The 18,791-nt window shown below is 34.3% G+C and carries 18 protein-coding genes; 9 read left to right on the top strand and 9 right to left on the bottom strand.

Annotation, left to right across the window (positions count from 1 at the left end):
- The first annotated feature begins 23 nt into the window (after positions 1 to 23).
- Both MQX03_RS00610 and MQX03_RS00605 read left to right on the top strand, forming a co-directional pair.
- Complete coding sequence (locus tag MQX03_RS00610) at positions 24 to 374, top strand: prevent-host-death protein (RefSeq protein WP_129536622.1); 351 nt, start codon at positions 24 to 26, stop codon at positions 372 to 374.
- A 44-nt stretch (positions 375 to 418) separates the two neighbouring features.
- A complete protein-coding gene (locus MQX03_RS00605) occupies positions 419 to 1,432 on the top strand; it encodes a glycoside hydrolase family 43 protein (protein WP_242800563.1) in 1,014 nt (337 codons plus the stop codon).
- A gap of 1 nt (position 1,433) precedes the next feature.
- Here the strand turns inward: MQX03_RS00605 and MQX03_RS00600 are convergent, their stop codons facing one another.
- Positions 1,434 to 2,351 carry an acyltransferase family protein gene (locus MQX03_RS00600; protein ID WP_242800561.1) on the bottom strand — a complete coding sequence of 306 codons (918 nt, stop codon included), beginning with the start codon at positions 2,349 to 2,351 and terminating at the stop codon, positions 1,434 to 1,436.
- Positions 2,352 to 2,536: 185 nt separating this feature from the next.
- Here MQX03_RS00600 and MQX03_RS00595 point away from each other — a divergent pair, with 185 nt between their 5' ends.
- Entirely contained in the window at positions 2,537 to 3,487 is a 951-nt protein-coding gene (locus tag MQX03_RS00595) for an alpha/beta fold hydrolase (protein ID WP_242800559.1), read from the top strand.
- 74 nt (positions 3,488 to 3,561) lie between these two features.
- Here MQX03_RS00595 and MQX03_RS00590 read toward each other — a convergent pair whose 3' ends face one another.
- Positions 3,562 to 4,467 carry a DUF808 family protein gene (locus MQX03_RS00590; RefSeq protein ID WP_229985395.1) on the bottom strand — a complete coding sequence of 302 codons (906 nt, stop codon included), beginning with the start codon at positions 4,465 to 4,467 and terminating at the stop codon, positions 3,562 to 3,564.
- 123 nt (positions 4,468 to 4,590) lie between these two features.
- On the opposite strand from MQX03_RS00590, the gene MQX03_RS00585 reads away from it, so the two are divergent.
- A complete protein-coding gene (locus MQX03_RS00585) occupies positions 4,591 to 5,451 on the top strand; it encodes an alpha/beta hydrolase (protein ID WP_242800557.1) in 861 nt (286 codons plus the stop codon).
- Positions 5,452 to 5,490: 39 nt separating this feature from the next.
- On the opposite strand, the gene MQX03_RS00580 is transcribed toward MQX03_RS00585, so the two are convergent.
- The 3 genes from MQX03_RS00580 to MQX03_RS00570 form a co-directional block, all read right to left on the bottom strand.
- Complete coding sequence (locus MQX03_RS00580; protein WP_129536618.1) at positions 5,491 to 6,207, bottom strand: DedA family protein; 717 nt, start codon at positions 6,205 to 6,207, stop codon at positions 5,491 to 5,493.
- A gap of 87 nt (positions 6,208 to 6,294) precedes the next feature.
- On the bottom strand, positions 6,295 to 7,407 hold the full coding sequence (gene prfB, locus MQX03_RS00575) for a peptide chain release factor 2 (RefSeq protein ID WP_242800555.1): 1,113 nt from the start codon (positions 7,405 to 7,407) through the stop codon (positions 6,295 to 6,297).
- 63 nt (positions 7,408 to 7,470) lie between these two features.
- On the bottom strand, positions 7,471 to 8,820 hold the full coding sequence (locus tag MQX03_RS00570; protein WP_242800553.1) for an AAA family ATPase: 1,350 nt from the start codon (positions 8,818 to 8,820) through the stop codon (positions 7,471 to 7,473).
- Between the two features lie 161 nt (positions 8,821 to 8,981).
- Between MQX03_RS00570 and MQX03_RS00565 the strand changes: the two genes are divergently transcribed.
- From MQX03_RS00565 to MQX03_RS00555, 3 genes are all read left to right on the top strand, one after another.
- Positions 8,982 to 9,881 carry an ABC transporter ATP-binding protein gene (locus MQX03_RS00565; RefSeq protein ID WP_242800551.1) on the top strand — a complete coding sequence of 300 codons (900 nt, stop codon included), beginning with the start codon at positions 8,982 to 8,984 and terminating at the stop codon, positions 9,879 to 9,881.
- A gap of 2 nt (positions 9,882 to 9,883) precedes the next feature.
- Positions 9,884 to 10,729: an ABC transporter permease gene (locus MQX03_RS00560; protein ID WP_242800549.1), complete on the top strand. Its 846-nt coding sequence runs from the start codon at positions 9,884 to 9,886 to the stop codon at positions 10,727 to 10,729.
- Positions 10,730 to 10,810: 81 nt separating this feature from the next.
- A complete protein-coding gene (locus MQX03_RS00555) occupies positions 10,811 to 11,449 on the top strand; it encodes a hypothetical protein (protein WP_242800547.1) in 639 nt (212 codons plus the stop codon).
- Between the two features lie 30 nt (positions 11,450 to 11,479).
- Here MQX03_RS00555 and msrA read toward each other — a convergent pair whose 3' ends face one another.
- Complete coding sequence (gene msrA / locus MQX03_RS00550; RefSeq protein ID WP_394801723.1) at positions 11,480 to 12,130, bottom strand: peptide-methionine (S)-S-oxide reductase MsrA; 651 nt, start codon at positions 12,128 to 12,130, stop codon at positions 11,480 to 11,482.
- A 709-nt stretch (positions 12,131 to 12,839) separates the two neighbouring features.
- On the opposite strand from msrA, the gene alaS reads away from it, so the two are divergent.
- Positions 12,840 to 15,443 (top strand): alanine--tRNA ligase, encoded by a 2,604-nt coding sequence (alaS, locus tag MQX03_RS00545; RefSeq protein WP_242800545.1) that lies wholly within the window; start codon positions 12,840 to 12,842, stop codon positions 15,441 to 15,443.
- Between the two features lie 405 nt (positions 15,444 to 15,848).
- Here the strand turns inward: alaS and MQX03_RS00540 are convergent, their stop codons facing one another.
- Both MQX03_RS00540 and MQX03_RS00535 read right to left on the bottom strand, forming a co-directional pair.
- Positions 15,849 to 16,142 (bottom strand): GIY-YIG nuclease family protein, encoded by a 294-nt coding sequence (locus tag MQX03_RS00540; RefSeq protein ID WP_242800543.1) that lies wholly within the window; start codon positions 16,140 to 16,142, stop codon positions 15,849 to 15,851.
- A gap of 422 nt (positions 16,143 to 16,564) precedes the next feature.
- Entirely contained in the window at positions 16,565 to 17,245 is a 681-nt protein-coding gene (locus MQX03_RS00535) for a hypothetical protein (RefSeq protein WP_242800542.1), read from the bottom strand.
- 152 nt (positions 17,246 to 17,397) lie between these two features.
- Here MQX03_RS00535 and MQX03_RS00530 point away from each other — a divergent pair, with 152 nt between their 5' ends.
- On the top strand, positions 17,398 to 17,610 hold the full coding sequence (locus MQX03_RS00530) for a hypothetical protein (protein WP_242800540.1): 213 nt from the start codon (positions 17,398 to 17,400) through the stop codon (positions 17,608 to 17,610).
- A 263-nt stretch (positions 17,611 to 17,873) separates the two neighbouring features.
- Here MQX03_RS00530 and MQX03_RS00525 read toward each other — a convergent pair whose 3' ends face one another.
- Positions 17,874 to 18,788, bottom strand: a complete 915-nt coding sequence (locus tag MQX03_RS00525) for a HEPN domain-containing protein (protein ID WP_242800538.1) — start codon at positions 18,786 to 18,788, stop codon at positions 17,874 to 17,876.
- Positions 18,789 to 18,791: the final 3 nt, after the last annotated feature.

Genomic DNA, 18,791 nt, shown 5'->3' with positions numbered 1-18,791 from the left:
TATCTTTAAGGTAGCAATTCAAAATGAACTATCAACTTCAACTTCGTACACCAGATTCTAATGGTAATTTGGTCTTTAATACAATAATTTTTGATGCATTCAAAGTAAATATTGTAGAGCGATATTATGGCCTTGTTCCAAAATCTTGTGAAGTATTATTTAAAGTGAGAACTTTAGATGATCAACTGATCAAAAGAAAAGACGGACATGTGAAAATCAGAATTAAGGATGAAGATTACAATACATACAAAACCCTGATTAAGGTTTTCGGAACTTACGAATACAAAAATAAACTTATCAGCAGGAATGATGCACAGCAAGATTTTGTACATTTTATTTTGAGACTGGTGATTATGAATTATAATTTAAACTAAAATTTTTCTCTGTTTTCGTAAAACTAATTACGGAAGTTCAATTCATGAGAAAATTTATAATTTTTACATTATTCAGTGCAATCGGTTACGCGCAAGAAAGTCCAAAATATTTATTTGATGATTTATATTTTGCAGACCCTTCTGTGCATGTTTTTGATGGGAAAATTTACATTTATCCGTCTCATGACATTCAGACTCATGTTAAAGATGCCACCAACGGTGCACATTTTAACATGAAAGATTATCATGTTCTGACTTTAGATAACGTCAATCAGAAAGCCAGAGACAACGGAATTGCATTGAAATTGGAAGATGTTTCTTGGGCAAAACAACAGCTTTGGGCTCCTGATGTTACAAAAAAAGGCAATAAGTACTACCTTTATTTTCCTGCAAAAGATCAAAATGATTTATTTAAAATTGGGGTGGCTTCGAGTAAAAGTCCGACCGGGCCTTTTAAGCCTGAAAAAACTCCAATTAGCGGAACGTACAGCATTGACCCAACGGTTTTAAATGATCATGGACAATATTATATTTATTTTGGAGGCTTAAAAGGAGGACAGCTTCATGAATATCGAAACAATAAGCATTCTAAAGATTATCCTGAACTTGAGAAAGAGGAAAACGCTTTATTGCCAAAAGTCGCTTTATTAAAAAGCAATATGAAAGAATTAGCTGAGGAACCAAAAGATGTTTTGATTGTAGACGAAAATGGAAATCAGTTAAAATCCGGAGATCAGCACAAACGTTTTTTTGAAGGCATTTGGATTCATCAATACAACAACAAATACTACCTTTCCTACTCTACAGGAGAAACTCATAGATTGGTTTACGCCATTGGAAATAATCCTTATGGGCCATTTACATTTCAAGGTGAAATCCTGACGCCTGTTGTAGGCTGGACTACGCATCACAGCATCGTAGAAATTGATAAAAAATGGTATCTTTTTTATCATGATTCTAAAAATTCAGGCGGGAAAAGTTATCTGAGAAGCCTTAAAGTAAGAGAGCTGAAATACGATCAAAACGGAATGATTCTTCCGATGAGCGGTCAGGATTAATTTAAAGAAGATATTTCAATTTCTTATTGAGATAAACCAAACCAAAGCTTATTGGAATTAAAATCGCTAAAAAGATCAGGATTTTATACGATTCAATATCTTTATAAAACTCAGATCTCATAATCAATGGATGTACAACGTAAATTGCTGTAGAAAAACTGGCTAAAATTTTCGACGTGGTTTTGACATAGATTTTCTGGCAGTACAAGAACAACAACGGACTCGCAAAAATTAAAGAAAATAAGATATCGGTACTTTCGCTGCTGATATTTTTGTAATTGAAAAAAGCTTCAGCAACTACACACAATACGGACAGAATTACCAGTAGCGAAGAATTTTTATATTCTGACAAGTCAACTTTATGTTTATTGATCAAAAAACCAATTGTCAAAAAAGGAAAACAAACAAAAAGGAAATTCCGGTACAGCAGATACATATTCAAAACCGAATCTTTTTCGTTTTCAAAATAGTGAAGATTTCCTAAAACCTGAACTCCGTAACCCAATAAGAAAAAACCTACCGCTAAAGAAATCAGTAATCTAGAATTTTGATTTCTTAAAAAGTAAAGAATAATTCCCGAGAAAAAAGTTCCTATCAAATACCATAAATGATGGTATCCGAAAATGACAGTCAGCCAAATTTGTTCATTATCTTTCCAATAAGAAATATAAATCAACATCCAGATGGCGTACAATAAAAACGTTCTGAAAAGCCATTTTTTCAGTTTTACTTTATTGTCGATATGGAAAAAATAAAATCCGGTAATGACTAAAAAAACGGGAACAGCAATTCTGAAAAGCCCGTTAACTAAGATGTAACTCAAAACAGGATACGTTTCTTTCAGAAAATTCATGTGCAGAAACACAACAAAAAATGCCAGTATTATTTTTAAAACATCAATTGATAAATTTCTACCCATAGTTTACTGAAAGTGAAGTCCATTAAATTTAATGATAATTCAATGTTTCAATTTCTGCAAAAATAAATATTTAATACTAATTACAGAACGAATTCTAAGTTCTACTCATTTTATTTAAAGAGAATAATTCATATTTTTTTAAGATATAATTTAAATTTGTCTTTTTAAACCATTTATAGCCATCTATGAACTTTAGACCGAAAGCATTGATTATAATCAATTCATTTTTCATCTTTTTTGCAAGCGCACAAGAGCTTAAAAACGGAAATTTCACAGAAAAAATTGACGGTATCAGCATCAACTACACCATTAAAGGAAGCGGTCCAGTGATGTTTGCAGGACATCCTAATTCCGGAAAAATAGGATATGAATTGACATTAAAACCTTTGGAAAAAAAGTTCACGATGGTTTATTATGATTCACGCGGAACCGGAAAATCTTCTGCACCAAAGAACGTGGAAGATTATAGTCTTGCGAAAAGTGTTGTAGAAATTGAGGAACTAAGAAAGAGACTCAACGTCGATAAAATCTGGTTTTTCGGGCATTCTGACCAAAGCGGAATCGCCATGCTTTACAGTCTAGAACATCCGAATCATGTTGAAGGAATGATACTGACGGGAACTTCTTTAATCGCATCACCAGAAGAAATTTACAATAGAAAAAAAGAATCTGAAAACAAAAGAATAAAAGAATCTGAATGGTTTTCACAAGTCGTAAAAGATTGGGACTATATGTACACCCACAAAACCGAAAAAGCTCCGGACGGAAGAAATCTGTCAGAAGCTCCTCTGAAATGGTGGTGCTATGATGAAGAATCTTCACAAAAAGTAATTCCTATTATGAAAGAAATTTCAAAAGCAGGAAGAAGAAAACCTGTGAACGGTCAATTACCTCAGCAGGAGAAAGAATTGAAGTATTATTATAATCAACAGAAAAGATTCTCCGAGATCAAAACAAAAACATTGATTCTGAATGGAAAATCAGATACCAATAATTTACCCGAATTCGCTGAACAGCTACACAAGACGTTACCCAATTCTAAATTGATATTGATAGAAAAGGCAGGCCATTTTCCGTGGGTTGAAGATGCGGCTCAAAGTTTTGCTGAAATTGATAAATGGCTTAAAGAAAACTAATTTTTCATAAAACTTAAAAAAACAAAATCCTGCTCCAAAAGACTGAAGCAGGATTTTTTATAAAGATCTAACAATTATTTCTTTGTTGCTAATGAATACATTTTCTTTCCGCCACTAATAATTGCCAACGCAATTAATCCTCCAGCGATTCCAAAAATAACTTGCTTCAGCATCTCATTCCAGGTTGGTAAAGCATGGTGAAGATAATCAATATTGTGGTCAAAAATTCCGCCTGCAACCAAAATCAATGCAATGGTTCCGATGATTCCTAAAGCTTTTATCACAAAAGGAAGAGCCTTAACCAAAAGATGTCCTAATTTCCCAAAAAAGCCTTTATCATTACTTTTTTTAATTAATTTAAAGCCGGCATCATCCATTCTAACGATTAATGCTACAATTCCGTAAACACCAACTGTGGCAATAATAGAAACTACTGAAACGGTAACTATCTCTACAAGCAACGGATTAAACTCAGATTTCAGAGCTTCGTAGCCATCTTTTGCCGCCGCCAGTGCTATAATGACAATCTCTAACGACAATATAAAATCAGTTGTAACAGCAGATTTCACTTTAGTTTTTTCAGCTTCTTCGCCTTCTTCAATTACATCGTCCGCCTCTTCAATGACCTCATGACCTTTTTTTTCTCTGTGAAATAAAAATTCTACAATTTTTTCGACACCTTCGTAAGCCAGATAAAATCCACCAATGATTAAAATAATTTTAATAGCAGGCGAATACAGCCATTCTAGGAGGAAAACAAAAGGAACAATAATCAATTTATTGATAAATGAACCTTTCATAATTTTCATTAAAACAGGAATCTCTCTTGAAGAAAGGAAGCCTGTTGCTTTTTCTGCGTTTACCGCCAAATCATCGCCCAAAATACCTGCTGTTTTTTGGGTTGCAATTTTACTTGTTACAGCAACATCATCCATCAAAGCAGCGATATCATCTAAAATCGCAAAAAAACCAGAAGCCATAGTATTTTAATATTTTTTTAATAAATGTTAAGTCTTACAAAAATATAGATTTAATTTGATTTTGTCGATTGATTTGAGATTATTAATTTAAACATAAAATAAAATTCTCCTTACCTTTACTCTATGAAAAAGCTGATTCTCAATTATCATTTCTTTGTTTTAGGATTGATAGGCTTGGTTTTAAATTCATGCAATACAAAATTCAGAGTTTGGGTGGGAAAAGACAGTCAAAAAATTTATAATCTAAAATACGGCGAACACAAACGCCAGAAAATGGATGTTTTTCTCCCTGCGGATTATGCTACAGATTCGCCAGTCGTTTTAATTCTTCATGGTGGTGCATGGAAGTACGGTCGAAAGGAGCACATGATCAAAATTCAAAAGATGCTTTTTGAAAATAATATTCCGAGTGTTAATATGAATTACCGCTTGGTTTCGAAGCATTTCACCTATAAAGATCAATTGGAAGACATTCAATCTGCGATTGAAAAATTCAACTCACTTTCTGAAAAAGCCGAACTTCTTCCCGACAACTATATTCTTTTGGGAGAAAGTGCGGGTGGACATTTAGCATTGCTTTACGGCTATCAGAATTCAGATAAGATTAAGAAAATTATTTCGCTGAGTGGCCCGACAGATTTCTATTCTTCTGAATATTTAAATTCATTTTATTCAAAATATACTTCTGGAACGGTTCAGAAAATGGTAGGAAGTAAATTTGACCGAAAAAACTTATCTGAAGAATTCCAAAAAGCAAGTCCAATTGCTAATATTACCAATGTTCCGACACTTTTATTTCAAGGAAATCAGGATTTTTTGGTCAATCAAAAACAAGGTTTGGCACTAGATTCTGCTTTGACAGCAATGAATATACCACACAAATTGGTTTTTATGGATAAAACCGGTCATGCACCGAGATTTTTCAACAAAACTAAAAGAGACAGCATTATTTATCCCAATATTCTGGAATGGATAAAAAAATAACCCGCAAAACTGCAGGTTACTTTCTATATTTTAAGTTGATTATTTTTCTTTGTCAATCAAATCATCCAAAACCTCATCTTCCAATTTCGGGTTTTCTTTGGGTGCTCCAAACACAAATTTAAGAATTACAGGAACCGTTGTAACCAAAACAATAATGATGATGATAAATTCTAGTTTTTCTTTCAGATTAATCCCGAACTGATCCATGAATAATTTATCCAGATAATGTCCTGCAAAAATCAAACTGAAAGACCAAAGCACACCACCAATAATGTTATCACGCAGAAATGCTTTTTTATCCATCCTTACAATACCGGCAACGATTGGCATAAAAGTTCTTACCACAGGTAAAAATCTAGCCATAATTACAGCTAATGCGCCATTTTTTTCAAAAAAATCATGTGCCTGATAAAGATATTTTTTCTTAAAAAGAAAAGTATCTTGTTTTTTGTATAAAGCCGGACCTGTTTTGCTACCAAACCAATACCCTACCTGATTCCCTATGATTGCAGCAATTGCAACTGCAGATGCCAAAAGAGTGGTGTCTAAAAAATCACTTCCCGTAGAACCAAATGTTTGTGAAATGATATCTACGGCATAAATTCCTGACACAAAAAGCAGTGAATCTCCCGGAAGGAAAAACCCTACGAACAAACCTGTCTCGGCAAAAATAATGAACAAAATAACCCAGAACCCACCCATGTTGATGTAAAATTCGGGGTTTAATAAATCTCTCCAGCTATTGTAATCTTCCATATGTAATGATGATGAACAAAAATAAGCTTAATAAAATTATGCTGAAAACATATTAGCATATTTTAACAAAAATGTAAACATGATATTTTATAGGTCGAGATCGTCATCCGAAACCGCCGTTCCGTCTGCCATCAGAAACGCTTTGAGAAATGGTGTAAGATTTCCGTTCATCACTCCATCAACATCTGAAGTCTCGTGACCGGAACGTACATCTTTTATTAATTTATAAGGGTGCATCACGTAATTTCTGATCTGGCTTCCCCACTCTATTTTCATTTTTCCTGCTTCGATTTCGTTTCTTGCTCTCAGTCTTTCTTCCAATTCCATTTCATACAATCTTGATTTCAAGAGTTGCATGGCCTTTTCTTTATTCTGAAGCTGAGAACGAGATTCTGAGTTTTCAATGATAATACCAGTTGGTGCGTGACGAAGACGAACGGCAGTTTCTACCTTATTTACGTTCTGGCCACCCGCTCCTGAACTTCGCATGGTTTCAAATGAAATATCTGCAGGATTAATGTTAATTTCAATTGTATCATCCACCAAAGGATAAACGTAAACAGAAACAAAACTCGTATGACGCTTCGCATTAGAATCAAACGGAGAAATTCTTACCAATCTGTGAACTCCATTTTCGCCCTTTAAATAACCAAAAGCATATTCGCCGTCGATTTCTAAGGTTACTGTTTTCACACCGGCAACTTCACCTTCCTGATAGTTGAGTTCTTTTATTTTATAGCCCTGTTTTTCTGCCCACATGTTGTACATTCTCATCAGCATGGCAGCCCAGTCACAACTTTCAGTTCCACCGGCTCCTGCGGTAATCTGTAGAACCGCCGAAAGTTCATCTCCTTCATTAGAAAGCATATTTTTGAACTCAATGTTTTCAATTTTTTCCATGAGAATTGGAAAGCTTTCATCCAATTCTTTTTCAGAATCGGGATCTTCTTTGGCAAATTCCATTAAAACCTGCAAGTCTTCAAACTGAGTACTGATCTCTTCAAAATCTTCTACCCACTTTTTCTTAGAACGCAGTTGCTTTAGGAAAACCTCAGCTGTTTTAGGATTATCCCAAAATTCCGGAGCTGCTGTTTTTTCATCATCATTAGAAATTTCTATCTTCTTTTTGTCTATCTGAAGATATTTATGAAGGTCTTCAATTCTTGATTGAATTTCTTTTATCTGGTCGTTGTTGATCACGAATAATTCTTTTTTGCAAAAATAAGATTTAAAGTTGAGAGTTTTGAGTTTCTAAATCCATACTTAAGCCTCACTTTCATCATTGTGCTGAAAACCTATTTCTCTTCTCGGTATTTCCACCTCTTTGTAAGATTCCAACTCAGATTTTAGAGAATGAATTCGCATTTGGAAATCATCTAAATTATTGATGATAACATCATTTAAAAACTGAGCAATTTGGTTCAGATATTCTTCGGTTAATTTTGCACCCGCATCACGCAAAGCACCATTTAAAAGAGTTTCATCAATGATTAACTTTTCGTTTTTTGTTTTTTGATATCGGTTTTTAATCCGTTTTTTTAAGCTTTGGGTAAAATCAATTAACATGGTGTTGCTAAAGACTTTCATTTTAGAAGCAATGCCGCTCCAGAAAGGAATTTTATCAGCTTTATTATTTTTAAGAATTTTAAAAAGCAAAGAATCTTTATCCAGATTTTTAGTCATTGAATATAAAATAATCTCAGATCTTTCTGCAGCATTCGGAGGAAAAACAGGAATTACTACATCAAATCTTCCCGGTGCCAAAATCTCTTCATCAATATCACTCACTGTATTCGCTGAACCCACCATCAAGACATCTTCACTTTCAAATTTCGAAATATAATGAAGAATGACTTCCTGAGATTCAAGATTACAGGATGCAACATTATTTTCTGCACTTCTTGCCATCATGATTTCATCAAAATCTTCAAGAAAAAGCAAAACTTTATCTGCTTTCATCATTTTTAAAAGAAAATCGTTGAAATTGGTTTGAATTCCGTCAACAAATGAAGTTCCGAGGTAATGTTTCTTGACTTCTTTAAACTTGTAATTAATGATTTCAGCAATTTTAGTTGCCCAAAAAATCTTACCACTTCCTGGAGGTCCGTACAAAATAATCCCCACAGGTTTGTTAATTCCCCAATCTTTGATCTGTTGCGGATTTAAAAAAGGTTCTAAAATTCCGGAAATATAAAAGAATAAATCTCTGTAACCGATGAAATCTCTTTGCTGAAGCTTGGTTTTATTGCCGAAATAATTGTAAACAAATTGATAATTGCCACCTAATTTATTATCAATTCCATAGCTTGAAACCGACGATCGGAAAAATCCGTTGTCATAAATATTGGTTTGACCTTCCTGAATCGCTTTTTCAATCTTTTCTTTCGGCTGATTGATGGTTTCTGCAATTTGATCGACCGTTTTATTTTCGTCTAAATCATTCTCATATTGTTTTAAAAAATCTACGTTTTCCCGAGCAAATTTTTCAAAATCTTCTTTCACTTCAAATTGTGTCGAAATACAGTCAATCAAATCCAGATCAAAATCCTGAATAAACTGTTTGATACTTTCCGGTGACACATTCAGTTCTTTTGCAAGTTCTATTAACTTCATAAATCATCTTTGAATCAAATTTAATGAAAATTATTATAGCGTTGTTAGTTGTTGGTTTTTAGTTTTTGGAACTTTATCACTTTCACTTTTTTAACAAAATTTAAAGATAGTTTGTAACATTTCACGAAAAAGAGAAACCTATTGCATATACAATATATAACATGGAAAAAGTTTTATCGGTCAAAAATCTGACTAAAAAATTCAAGAGAGTTGTTGTCAACAATATTTCCTTTGATGTGGAAAGAGGCAACGTGTACGGACTTCTCGGCCCGAACGGGAGCGGAAAATCCACTACCTTCGGAATGCTTCTCTCAACAATCAATCCCACAAGCGGCGACTGGTTTTGGTTTGGCAAAAAAGGGACAGATTCTGAAACGCTTAAAAAAATAGGTGCTATTATCGAGCAACCTAACTTTTATCCATATTTAAGTGCGGAAACCAACCTTAAAATCGTTGCTGAGATTAAGGGAACACCTCACACAAGAATCGACGAAGTTCTTAATACTGTCGGACTTTTAGAAAGAAAAAAAGATACTTTCAAAACCTTTTCTTTAGGGATGAAACAGCGTTTGGCAATCGCATCGTCTTTGCTGAATAATCCTGAAGTTTTGATTTTAGATGAGCCTACGAACGGTTTAGATCCTGAAGGAATCATCCAGATTAGAGAAATTATCGGCACAATTGCAAAACAAGGCATTACGATTATCATTGCCAGTCACCTTTTGGATGAGATTGAAAAAATATGCAGCCATGTGATTGTTTTGAAAGAAGGAAACGCCATCTACTCAGGAAGCGTAGACGGAATGACCACCAACACCGGATTTTTTGAATTAAGAGCTGACAACAACACTTCACTTCTGAGCGCTTTGGAAGAACTTCAGTGGTTTACATCGGTAAAAATTGAAGGTGAAATAATTAAAGCACAGATTCGTGATGATGCTTCGATTTCCGCATCCGGATTAAACCAAAAATTGGCTGAGAAAGGTATTTTCTTGTCACATTTAGCCAAGAAAAAACAATCGCTTGAAACTCAATTCCTTGAACTTGTAAAAAACAAATAATCATGATGAAACTATTAAAACTAGAATATTATAAAAACCTGAACTACAGACCATTTAAGGTTTTCACCATCTTTTATTTTGCCATTTTAATTGCTCTGCTTTGCATCGGTTTAGTTGATTTAAAAGTATTCGGCGCAACAATTAACTTAAAGAAAGAAGGTATCTACAACTTCCCTGAAATCTGGAATTTCACAACCTGGATTGTTGGCTTACTGAAGATTTTCCTAGGATTGATTATTGTATTTTCTATCTCGCAGGAATTCAGCAACAGAATGTTTAAGCAGAATACAATTGACGGTTTAAGCAGAGAAGAATTTATTGGTTCAAAATTGTTAACGATTACGATATTCACTGTTATTTCTACAGTTCTTGTATTCGTTATTACCTTATTTTTAGGGAAAAGCTACTCCACAGTAACAGATTCTGACATGGTTTTTAAAGAAATATTCTTTGTCGGAAATTACTTCGTGAAACTGTTTTCATTCTTCTGTTTTCTGATGTTTTTATCAATTTTATTAAGAAAATCAGTTTTTGTTTTTCTGGCATTTTTCGTTATCTGGATTGGTGAATCAATTCTTGGTGGTATTGAAACGTTCTCAAAAGTAAGCGGAATGCAGGGGCCCGAAAGAAATGAAGTTCTTCAAAATGGATTTTTCTTCAGCAAACTTTTACCTTTAGAAAGTATGTCGAGTTTAATTCCAAATCCGATGATGAGATTAAATATGGCAAAAATGCTGGGTCTGAAATATGAATTTACCTACCCTACCGAAAGCTTAATTGCTTGTTTGGTATGGTGCGCCATCTTCATCGTTGGTTCTTACTGGATTTTAAAGAAAAGAGATTGGTAATTTTTTAGTTATCAGATATAAATTATTCAAATACGAAAGTGATTCATGATTGAGTCACTTTTTTTATTTAAATTTAAACCAATGATTTCAGGAAAGAAAATATACTATGTTCCGGGATTGATAAGTGCATTATTGATTCCTGTTTTGTTCTGGTATTTGGGGAATCGAAAACTAAATGAACCAATTCCTAATGTCATGGACTTGGGTTTACCTGCAAAATACAATCCTAATATTCCTCTAAAAGAGCAATTCATGACTTTCGAGCAAGTAAGAGATTGGGATTATCAAAAAATAATCGTTGAGCCAAATTCCGCAAAAAACAATTCTAAATTTTACGTTTCAAAAATTAAGGAACTTCAGAAGAGAAATAAAAAAGAAACCGGAATCGAATTTATTTTAGATGACAACAATACTTATGGCGATTTCGCTTCTTTGCTTAATGATATGGCTATTGCTAAGCAAGACAGATATGGCTTAGATTTAGATAAAACAGGGCATCTTTTCGCTACGGTCAGTTATATAGATCCAAATGTAAAGGAAATTGAATATGATTGTTTACTTTGTAACGATGTAATTTATAATGAATATAAACCAACATTTTTCGATGATTCTCAATTTTTCATAAAGCAACTTCCAAAAGAAGCGTTCTACATAATCTTCGGATTTTTAATCTTCCTGAACATCTCCATGTTCAGCATCAAAGAAAGGTTTTTAAACTAAAAAAAGTTGCCTTTCGACAACTTTTCAATTTTATTTTTTCGCTTTTGGTGGGTTTGCTTTTCTGGCTTCTTCAAAAAGTCCAGGTTCAATATGACAGTATCCTCCAGGATTTGCGTTCAGATAATCCTGATGATAATCTTCAGCTCTGTAGAAATTCTTTAAAGTTTCAACTTCTACAACGACCGGTTTAGAATAATTCTTGGCTAATTTTTCAACCTCAGCTTTTACGATTGCTTCTGTATTTTTGTCTGTAAAATAAATTCCGCTTCGGTAATTATCTCCCACATCATTTCCCTGTCTGTTCAAAGTCGTAGGATCGATTGATTTAAAATAAAGTTCAATCAACAGTTTCAAATCTACGTCATCTGCATCATACTTTACTTTTACCGCTTCCGTAAAACCTGTCGTATGACTCACCACTTCTTCATATGTTGGATTTTTAGTTTTCCCGTTCGCATATCCTACTTCCGTTCCTACAACACCTCTTACCTGCTGAAATAAATGTTCGGTTCCCCAAAAACATCCGCCTGCAAAATAAACTTCTTTTACATTTCCTGCTTCCATAATTTTTTGATTTTCTTCTTTAGTTTCTGTTGGTTTTACTTTTTGAGAATCTCCGCAGCTTGCTGCAAAAACAGCGATCCCAAGAAACATTCCGAGTAATATGAATATATTTTTCATTTTTTGTTTGTTATGCTTAATCATTTTGTTGATATAATTTTAGAACACTTTTGTTAGATGCAAATTTCACGCTAAAATTAAATTTGATTTAGTTTAATTTTCAACGATCAATTTCTACAAGATTATATACGAAAAATCTTAGAAGGTTTGTTTTAAAAGGATTAGGGACAATTTTCTTTTAAAACATTAAGGGCATTAAATTTTTAAGAATAAAATACTTTTATATTTTTTTTAAGATTCACCACGGTGAATGATTAAGCAGCATGCTTACATCAATTTTAATTGATTCTTAATCATCCTAAAAATTAATTATCTTAATGTTGAAATTGAACCTTGTATTTCTTTAATAAGTGAAACGCCTTTGTTTTACTTAAAATAAAGATTGTTTTTGTCAAAAAATCTTAGTCTTTCTTTGCATTAAAAATAAACGCAAGGTTAAACAAAAAGATTAAAAAACTTGCTTAAAATTAAAGTTATACAAATCGAAGATTCGCTGATTCCTCTTTTAATAATATTAAAGCTGAAGCAAAGCCACTTCGTTTATCTAAGAAATACAAGAGGTTTAGAATAATTACATTCAAACTTTAAAATACACTTGATAATTTTCATTAATTCATAGCAACTCTATTTCACAATCACTTAAAAATATTAAATTTGCCAATCATTAAAAAAGCTAAAAGCGAAAAGCAATTAGCCAAAAGCAACAAATATGACTTCACAGGAAATACGCCAACAGTTTTTAGATTATTTTAAAAGTAAAAACCACCTTATCGTTCCTTCAGCACCAATTGTGTTGAAAGATGATCCTACACTAATGTTTTCCAACTCGGGAATGACGCAGTTCAAAGATTTTTTCTTAGGATATAAAACTCCGACTGCACCGAGAATTGCCGATACACAAAAGTGTTTGAGAGTTTCCGGAAAACACAATGATTTGGATGATGTGGGTCGTGATACCTATCACCACACGATGTTTGAAATGCTGGGGAACTGGTCTTTTGGTGATTATTTTAAAAAAGAAGCGATTTCTTGGGCTTGGGAATTGCTGACAGAGGTGTACGGAATTCCAAAAGAAAATTTGTACGTCACTATTTTTGAAGGTGACGAAAAAGAAAATCTTGAAAGAGATACTGAAGCTTATGATCTTTGGAAACAATTTGTTTCCGAAGACAGAATCATCAACGGAAATAAAAAAGATAACTTCTGGGAAATGGGCGCAAGCGGACCGTGTGGACCTTGTTCTGAAATCCATGTAGACTTGAGAACTCCCGAAGAGAAGGCTAAAATTTCCGGACTTGAATTGGTTAACAATGATCATCCTCAGGTTGTCGAAATCTGGAATCTCGTCTTCATGCAGTTCAACAGAAAAGCGGACGGTTCTTTGGAAAATCTTCCAGCAAGACATATTGATACGGGAATGGGATTCGAGCGCCTTTGTATGGCTTTACAAGGGAAATCTTCCAATTATGATACTGATGTTTTTACCCCTTTGATTGCTAAAGTGGAAGAACTTTCAGGAAAAAAATATACAGGAATTTTAACTGACGAAAAAGATATTGCGATCCGTGTTGTGGTGGATCACATCAGAGCGGTTTCTTTTGCGATTGCTGACGGACAGTTGCCTTCAAACGGAGGAGCCGGTTATGTGATCAGAAGAATTTTAAGAAGAGGAATTTCTTACGCTTATAGATTTTTAGATAGAAAAGAACCTTTCCTTTTTGAGTTGGTTGCTGTTCTTCAAAATCAAATGGGAAAATTCTTCCCAGAGCTTGAAAAACAAGGTAAATTAGTCACTGAAGTCATTAAAAGCGAAGAAGAATCTTTCTTAAAAACTATTGAAAACGGTTTATTAAGAGTTGAAAAATTAATTCAGCAAACGATTTCTGAAGGTTCTAAAGTTTTACCAAGTGTAGAAGTTTTTGAACTATATGACACTTATGGTTTTCCAGATGATTTAACGAGAATTATCGCAGAAGAAAAAGGTTTGACGATTGATGAAGCCGGTTTTGAAGCTGAAATGGCAAAACAAAAGCAACGTTCTAAAAAAGACTCAGCGTCTAAAGTTTACGACTGGGTTGTTTTGGAAGAAAAACCTGAAAATTTCGTAGGATACGATCAAATAGAAGCAGAAACTTACATTACAAGATACAGAAAAGTAGAAAATAAAGACGGCGAATTTTATCAGGTGGTGTTGAGCAACTCCCCTTTCTATCCTGAAGGTGGTGGACAAATCGGTGATAAAGGTGTTTTGGAAAATGCGGTTGAAAGCTTTGAAGTTTTAGAAACCAAAAAGGAAAACGGATTGATTATTTCGTTAATCAACGGACTTCCGAAAGATGCAGGAGCTGTTTTCTATGCTAAAGTCAATGCAACCGAAAGAAAAAATTCTCAGGCGAACCACTCTGTTACGCACTTATTGCACGAAGCTTTGAGAGAAGTTTTAGGAACTCATGTTGAACAGAAAGGTTCATTCGTTGGTCCAGATTATCTGCGTTTTGACTTCTCGCATTTCAGTAAAATGACTGAAGAAGAATTGGCTTTGATTGAAGAAAAAGTCAATGCAAAAATTAAAGAAAATATCGCTCTTCAGGAGTTTAGAAATATTCCGATTCAGGAGGCGATTGACAAAGGTGCAATGGCATTGTTTGGTGAAAAATACGGAGACAGCGTGAGAATGATCCAGTTTGGAAGTTCAAAAGAATTGTGCGGTGGAACTCACGTTAAGCATACAAGTGAAATCGGTCATTTTAAAATCAATTCTGAAAGTTCTGCTGCGGCAGGAATCAGAAGAATTGAAGCGATTTCAGGAGATAAATCTGAAGAGTATTTCAAGAATTTAGAAAAACAGGTGATTGAACTTTCTCAATTGCTTAAATCTAAAGACGTTGTAAAATCAATCGAGAAATTGATCGAAGAAAATTCAGCATTAAAATCTGAAGTTGAATCTCTGAAAAAAGAAAAAGCAAAAGGCGAAATCGGCGATTGGAAAACGGCTTACGAACACAAAGGTGACAAACAGCTTTTGGTAAAGAAAACTTCTCTGGACGCAGGTTCAGTAAAAGATATTGTATTCCAACTGAAGAAAGAAATCCCGACTTCTGTGACGATTGTTTTGTCAGATTACGACGGAAAACCAATGATTACCGTGGGAATTTCTGATGATTTGGCTTCAAGTTATCAGGCAGGAACGATTGTGAAAGATTTAGCAAAAGAAATCCAAGGCGGTGGCGGCGGAAATCCAGGTTTTGCAACAGCTGGCGGAAAAAATCTTGATGGTTTGGAGAATGCATATCAGAAAGCTTTGAATCTTTAATTTAATTTTAACACGTATTTTTTTATAATAACCAATCCCTTTCAGCTTTGAAAGGGATTGGTTGTATTTAATCCTCCCGTCACTGTCTCCGTCACTTCGAGTAGGTTTTATAAAACCGTATCGAGAAGTTCTTGATTCACAGGCAGCCCATGGTTCACGAGTTCTCGATACATTTTTCTCCGTTTCACTGCTAAAAACACTCGAACTGACGAGGCCCGACTGATGGATGACTAACTTATCGTGTAAACGAACGTCACTTCGAGTAGATTTTTGAAAAAAATCGTATCGAGAAGTTTTTATTTTAAAGACCGATCTTGTCCTTCGGTTCACGGGTTCTCGATACATTTTTCTGCGCTGCGCTGCGAAAAACACTCGAACTGACGAGCTACTGACGATACAGGTAAATTACTTATCAAATTTCTTTTTCGCAAGATTAGGCAGGTCTTTATATCTGCCTTCAATTAATGCTAATTTCTTTGCCTGAGACCATTTCTTAATCTTTTTCTCAAAGACAATTGCTTGTTCGATATCCATAAATTGACAAAAATAGACGAGTTGTAACGGGCGTCTTGAGAAAGTATAAGAACCGAAGTGTTTTCCGTCCTGATGTTCGTCAAAACGTTTGTAAACATTTTCTGTGACACCTGTGTAATAGGTGTTGTCGGCACAAAGTAGGATGTAAACAAATGAAGTTTGCATGATCAATTGTATTAATAAGTTTTGATTCAACGAAAGGTCACTTCAAGTAGATTTTTGAAGAAAACCGTATCGAGAAGTTTTTGTTTTAGAGACAAATTTTCTGCTTCGGTTCATGGGTTCTCGATACATTTTTCTCCGTTTCACTGCGAAAAACACTCGAACTGACGAGCGACTGACGGAGCTAGATCGTTATCGTGTAAACACGCCGTCACTTCGAGTAGAGTTTTGCAAAAACTCGTATCGAGAAGTTTGTGTTTTATAGACAAATTTTGTGCTTCGGTTCACGGATTCTCGATACATTTTTCTGCGCCTCGCTTCGAAAAACACTCGAACTGACGAAGCTCGACTGACGGAGTTGATTCGGTATCGCGTAAACAAGTCGTCACTTCGAGTAGGTTTTGAAAAAAACCGTATCGAGAAGTTTACACCAGATCCGTAGGCGGAGTTTCCGGAAGACCGCTTGGGGTGTCATAGATGATGTAGTCGTTGTATTTGGCTTCGTTGGTTTCGTAGAAAATATCCTGGCCGGTGCCGGCGTATTTTGTGAGTAGCTGGTAGAGGTTATTGAGTGCTTCTACACGGCCTTCTGCGGCTACATCCCTATCAGATACTCCTTGAGCCTGTGCATCGATGGCAACATCCAGAGCATCCCTTTGTGTCATGAGTGTAGCGAGTTTCTCTGAGGTAAGGCCTTCGTCAGCAAGTTGGGGTAGATATTTTTCTGCCGTCACGCTCATCATTTTGGCAATGCGCACCACCTCTGCATCGCTGAGCTGACTGATTCCTGCATTGCCGAATTCCTTGTATTTGGCACTGTAGAGTCCGAAAACATTTTCTGCCATTTTAAAAATACTGCGCATCGATTTTTCAAGGGCTTTTCTGGCGGCATCTTTCTGTTCGGTGAGATCCATTTTGATGGATTCCAGCTGTTCATCGCTTGAGAAGTTATCTACTGCGTTGAGTGCTGTCGTCAGTTCGGTCTTTTTGTCGGCGTTATAGCCGCGGTCTGTAAATTCGTTGATGTCTCCGATCAGTTCATCTGCTTTTTGTTTCAGTACGGAGTCTGCCAATTTGAAAGTACGTACTACCTGTTCTTTTTTCATAATAAAATAATTTTTTGTGTTTAAAAATGAGTTTGAAGTCTATTGTATTCTGTCTGTTGAATCCCCTTACTTTTCGGAAACGCCCGTAAAGTATTGAAATATAACAAATTGTACTTGATTGCCTCTTCGGAGTGGTTGATCGCTTCTTCGGAATGGTTGATAGCCTCTTCGGAACGGTTGATTGGCTCTTCGGAGCGGTTGATTGCCTTTACGGAACAGTTGAACGCCTTTACGGAACAGTTGAACGCCTTTACGGAACAGTTGAACGCCTCAACGGATTGCCTGACTGTCCTTTCGAAGTGGTTGAAATACTCATCGAACTGCCTGAACGAACCAACGGAACAGTTTACCGTTTTTTGAGATGAGCAATGGGGTGAAAAGTGTTGAGTTGGTTTTTGGAACCGGAAGTGCCGGAAGCCTGCGCATGAACTGCGGGGTTATTTCTTAATATCATCATTTTGTTTTTTGTTGTTCTTCAGACAAATATAAAAATATTTTTTAATACAATGGGATTGAGATTGTGTTTTTTTTGAAATAAGAAAACCTCGCGGAGGGCGAGGTTTTTTGTATTGAAAGTTTTGTTTTCTAATAAAAGTAGGATAAAGAATTATGTATAGAGATAGCTTCTCTACAAAGTTTCATATATGATATTTTCAATTTTGGGATTATATTCAAAATTATACCAATTCGAAGAGATTTCATTTCTATAACCAAATCCTAGAATTGTAAATTTTTCATTTAAAATTTGGTGATTTTCAATGTTATGAATTAATAATTCTATTAAAACTTTTGAGCAGAGACACTCTAGATAAAATAAATATTTACTAACTAAATCATCATCAAATTCAGAACCATGAACAATTTTACTTCTTAAACTATATATCTTTTTTACATTCTTAAAAATTATATTGCATGTATCAACATCTTTTCCACAAATCAATGCTGTTGCTCTTGAAATTTTATACAATAATTCGGTATTCCCGTCAATCAAACTTTCCAATGTAATACAGAAAGCAATGAAAGAGAAATGATAGTGGCTTGATTCATACGCATTAATATAATTAATTTTACTAGTATTAATGTATTTTATATTAGTAAGTCTATTATATGTTTCTGCGATAAATTTATTTATTGAATTTGACTTCGTTTCATCAAAGTCTACATAATTATTTTCTGAAGCAAATGATTCATCATTTTTAAAAGATGACAAAAATTTCAATTCTGGATTATAATGATAACTTAATGTAAACTCAATTTCTAAAGCACTAGGAAATAATACTTTTAGAAAATTAAAAACATCATAAACCTTTTTTATAGACAATATTTGACTTAAATCTTTTTGAAATATAGCAAATCTAGGTTCATTTGAATACTTTTGATTTTCAACTACCAAATTGATAAAATCTTCGGAAGGAGTATTAGTATCTTCTAAAAATCTTACAAAATCTTCATCGTGAATATTTACAATTTTGAATTCTGGAAAATCTAAAAGACTTAAATCTTTATTGCTGTTCTTTATTATTAATATTAGTAGTTCTTTCATATG

The sequence above is a fragment of the Chryseobacterium aahli genome, from assembly GCF_022699665.1.
GTDB lineage: Bacteria > Bacteroidota > Bacteroidia > Flavobacteriales > Weeksellaceae > Chryseobacterium > Chryseobacterium aahli.
This window is presented reverse-complemented; position numbering and strand designations above follow the sequence as displayed.

Coding starts and splice junctions, on each gene's coding strand:
- MQX03_RS00560 (WP_242800549.1), top strand. CDS start 9,884: ATGATGAAACTATTAAAACTAGAATATTATAAAAACCTGAACTACAGA.
- MQX03_RS00530 (WP_242800540.1), top strand. CDS start 17,398: ATGGTTGATAGCCTCTTCGGAACGGTTGATTGGCTCTTCGGAGCGGTT.
- MQX03_RS00535 (WP_242800542.1), bottom strand. CDS start 17,245: ATGAAAAAAGAACAGGTAGTACGTACTTTCAAATTGGCAGACTCCGTA.
- MQX03_RS00555 (WP_242800547.1), top strand. CDS start 10,811: ATGATTTCAGGAAAGAAAATATACTATGTTCCGGGATTGATAAGTGCA.
- MQX03_RS00585 (WP_242800557.1), top strand. CDS start 4,591: ATGAAAAAGCTGATTCTCAATTATCATTTCTTTGTTTTAGGATTGATA.
- msrA (WP_394801723.1), bottom strand. CDS start 12,130: ATGAAAAATATATTCATATTACTCGGAATGTTTCTTGGGATCGCTGTT.
- MQX03_RS00595 (WP_242800559.1), top strand. CDS start 2,537: ATGAACTTTAGACCGAAAGCATTGATTATAATCAATTCATTTTTCATC.
- MQX03_RS00605 (WP_242800563.1), top strand. CDS start 419: ATGAGAAAATTTATAATTTTTACATTATTCAGTGCAATCGGTTACGCG.
- MQX03_RS00565 (WP_242800551.1), top strand. CDS start 8,982: ATGGAAAAAGTTTTATCGGTCAAAAATCTGACTAAAAAATTCAAGAGA.
- MQX03_RS00590 (WP_229985395.1), bottom strand. CDS start 4,467: ATGGCTTCTGGTTTTTTTGCGATTTTAGATGATATCGCTGCTTTGATG.
- MQX03_RS00580 (WP_129536618.1), bottom strand. CDS start 6,207: ATGGAAGATTACAATAGCTGGAGAGATTTATTAAACCCCGAATTTTAC.
- alaS (WP_242800545.1), top strand. CDS start 12,840: ATGACTTCACAGGAAATACGCCAACAGTTTTTAGATTATTTTAAAAGT.
- MQX03_RS00540 (WP_242800543.1), bottom strand. CDS start 16,142: ATGCAAACTTCATTTGTTTACATCCTACTTTGTGCCGACAACACCTAT.
- MQX03_RS00570 (WP_242800553.1), bottom strand. CDS start 8,820: ATGAAGTTAATAGAACTTGCAAAAGAACTGAATGTGTCACCGGAAAGT.
- MQX03_RS00610 (WP_129536622.1), top strand. CDS start 24: ATGAACTATCAACTTCAACTTCGTACACCAGATTCTAATGGTAATTTG.
- MQX03_RS00525 (WP_242800538.1), bottom strand. CDS start 18,788: ATGAAAGAACTACTAATATTAATAATAAAGAACAGCAATAAAGATTTA.
- MQX03_RS00600 (WP_242800561.1), bottom strand. CDS start 2,351: ATGGGTAGAAATTTATCAATTGATGTTTTAAAAATAATACTGGCATTT.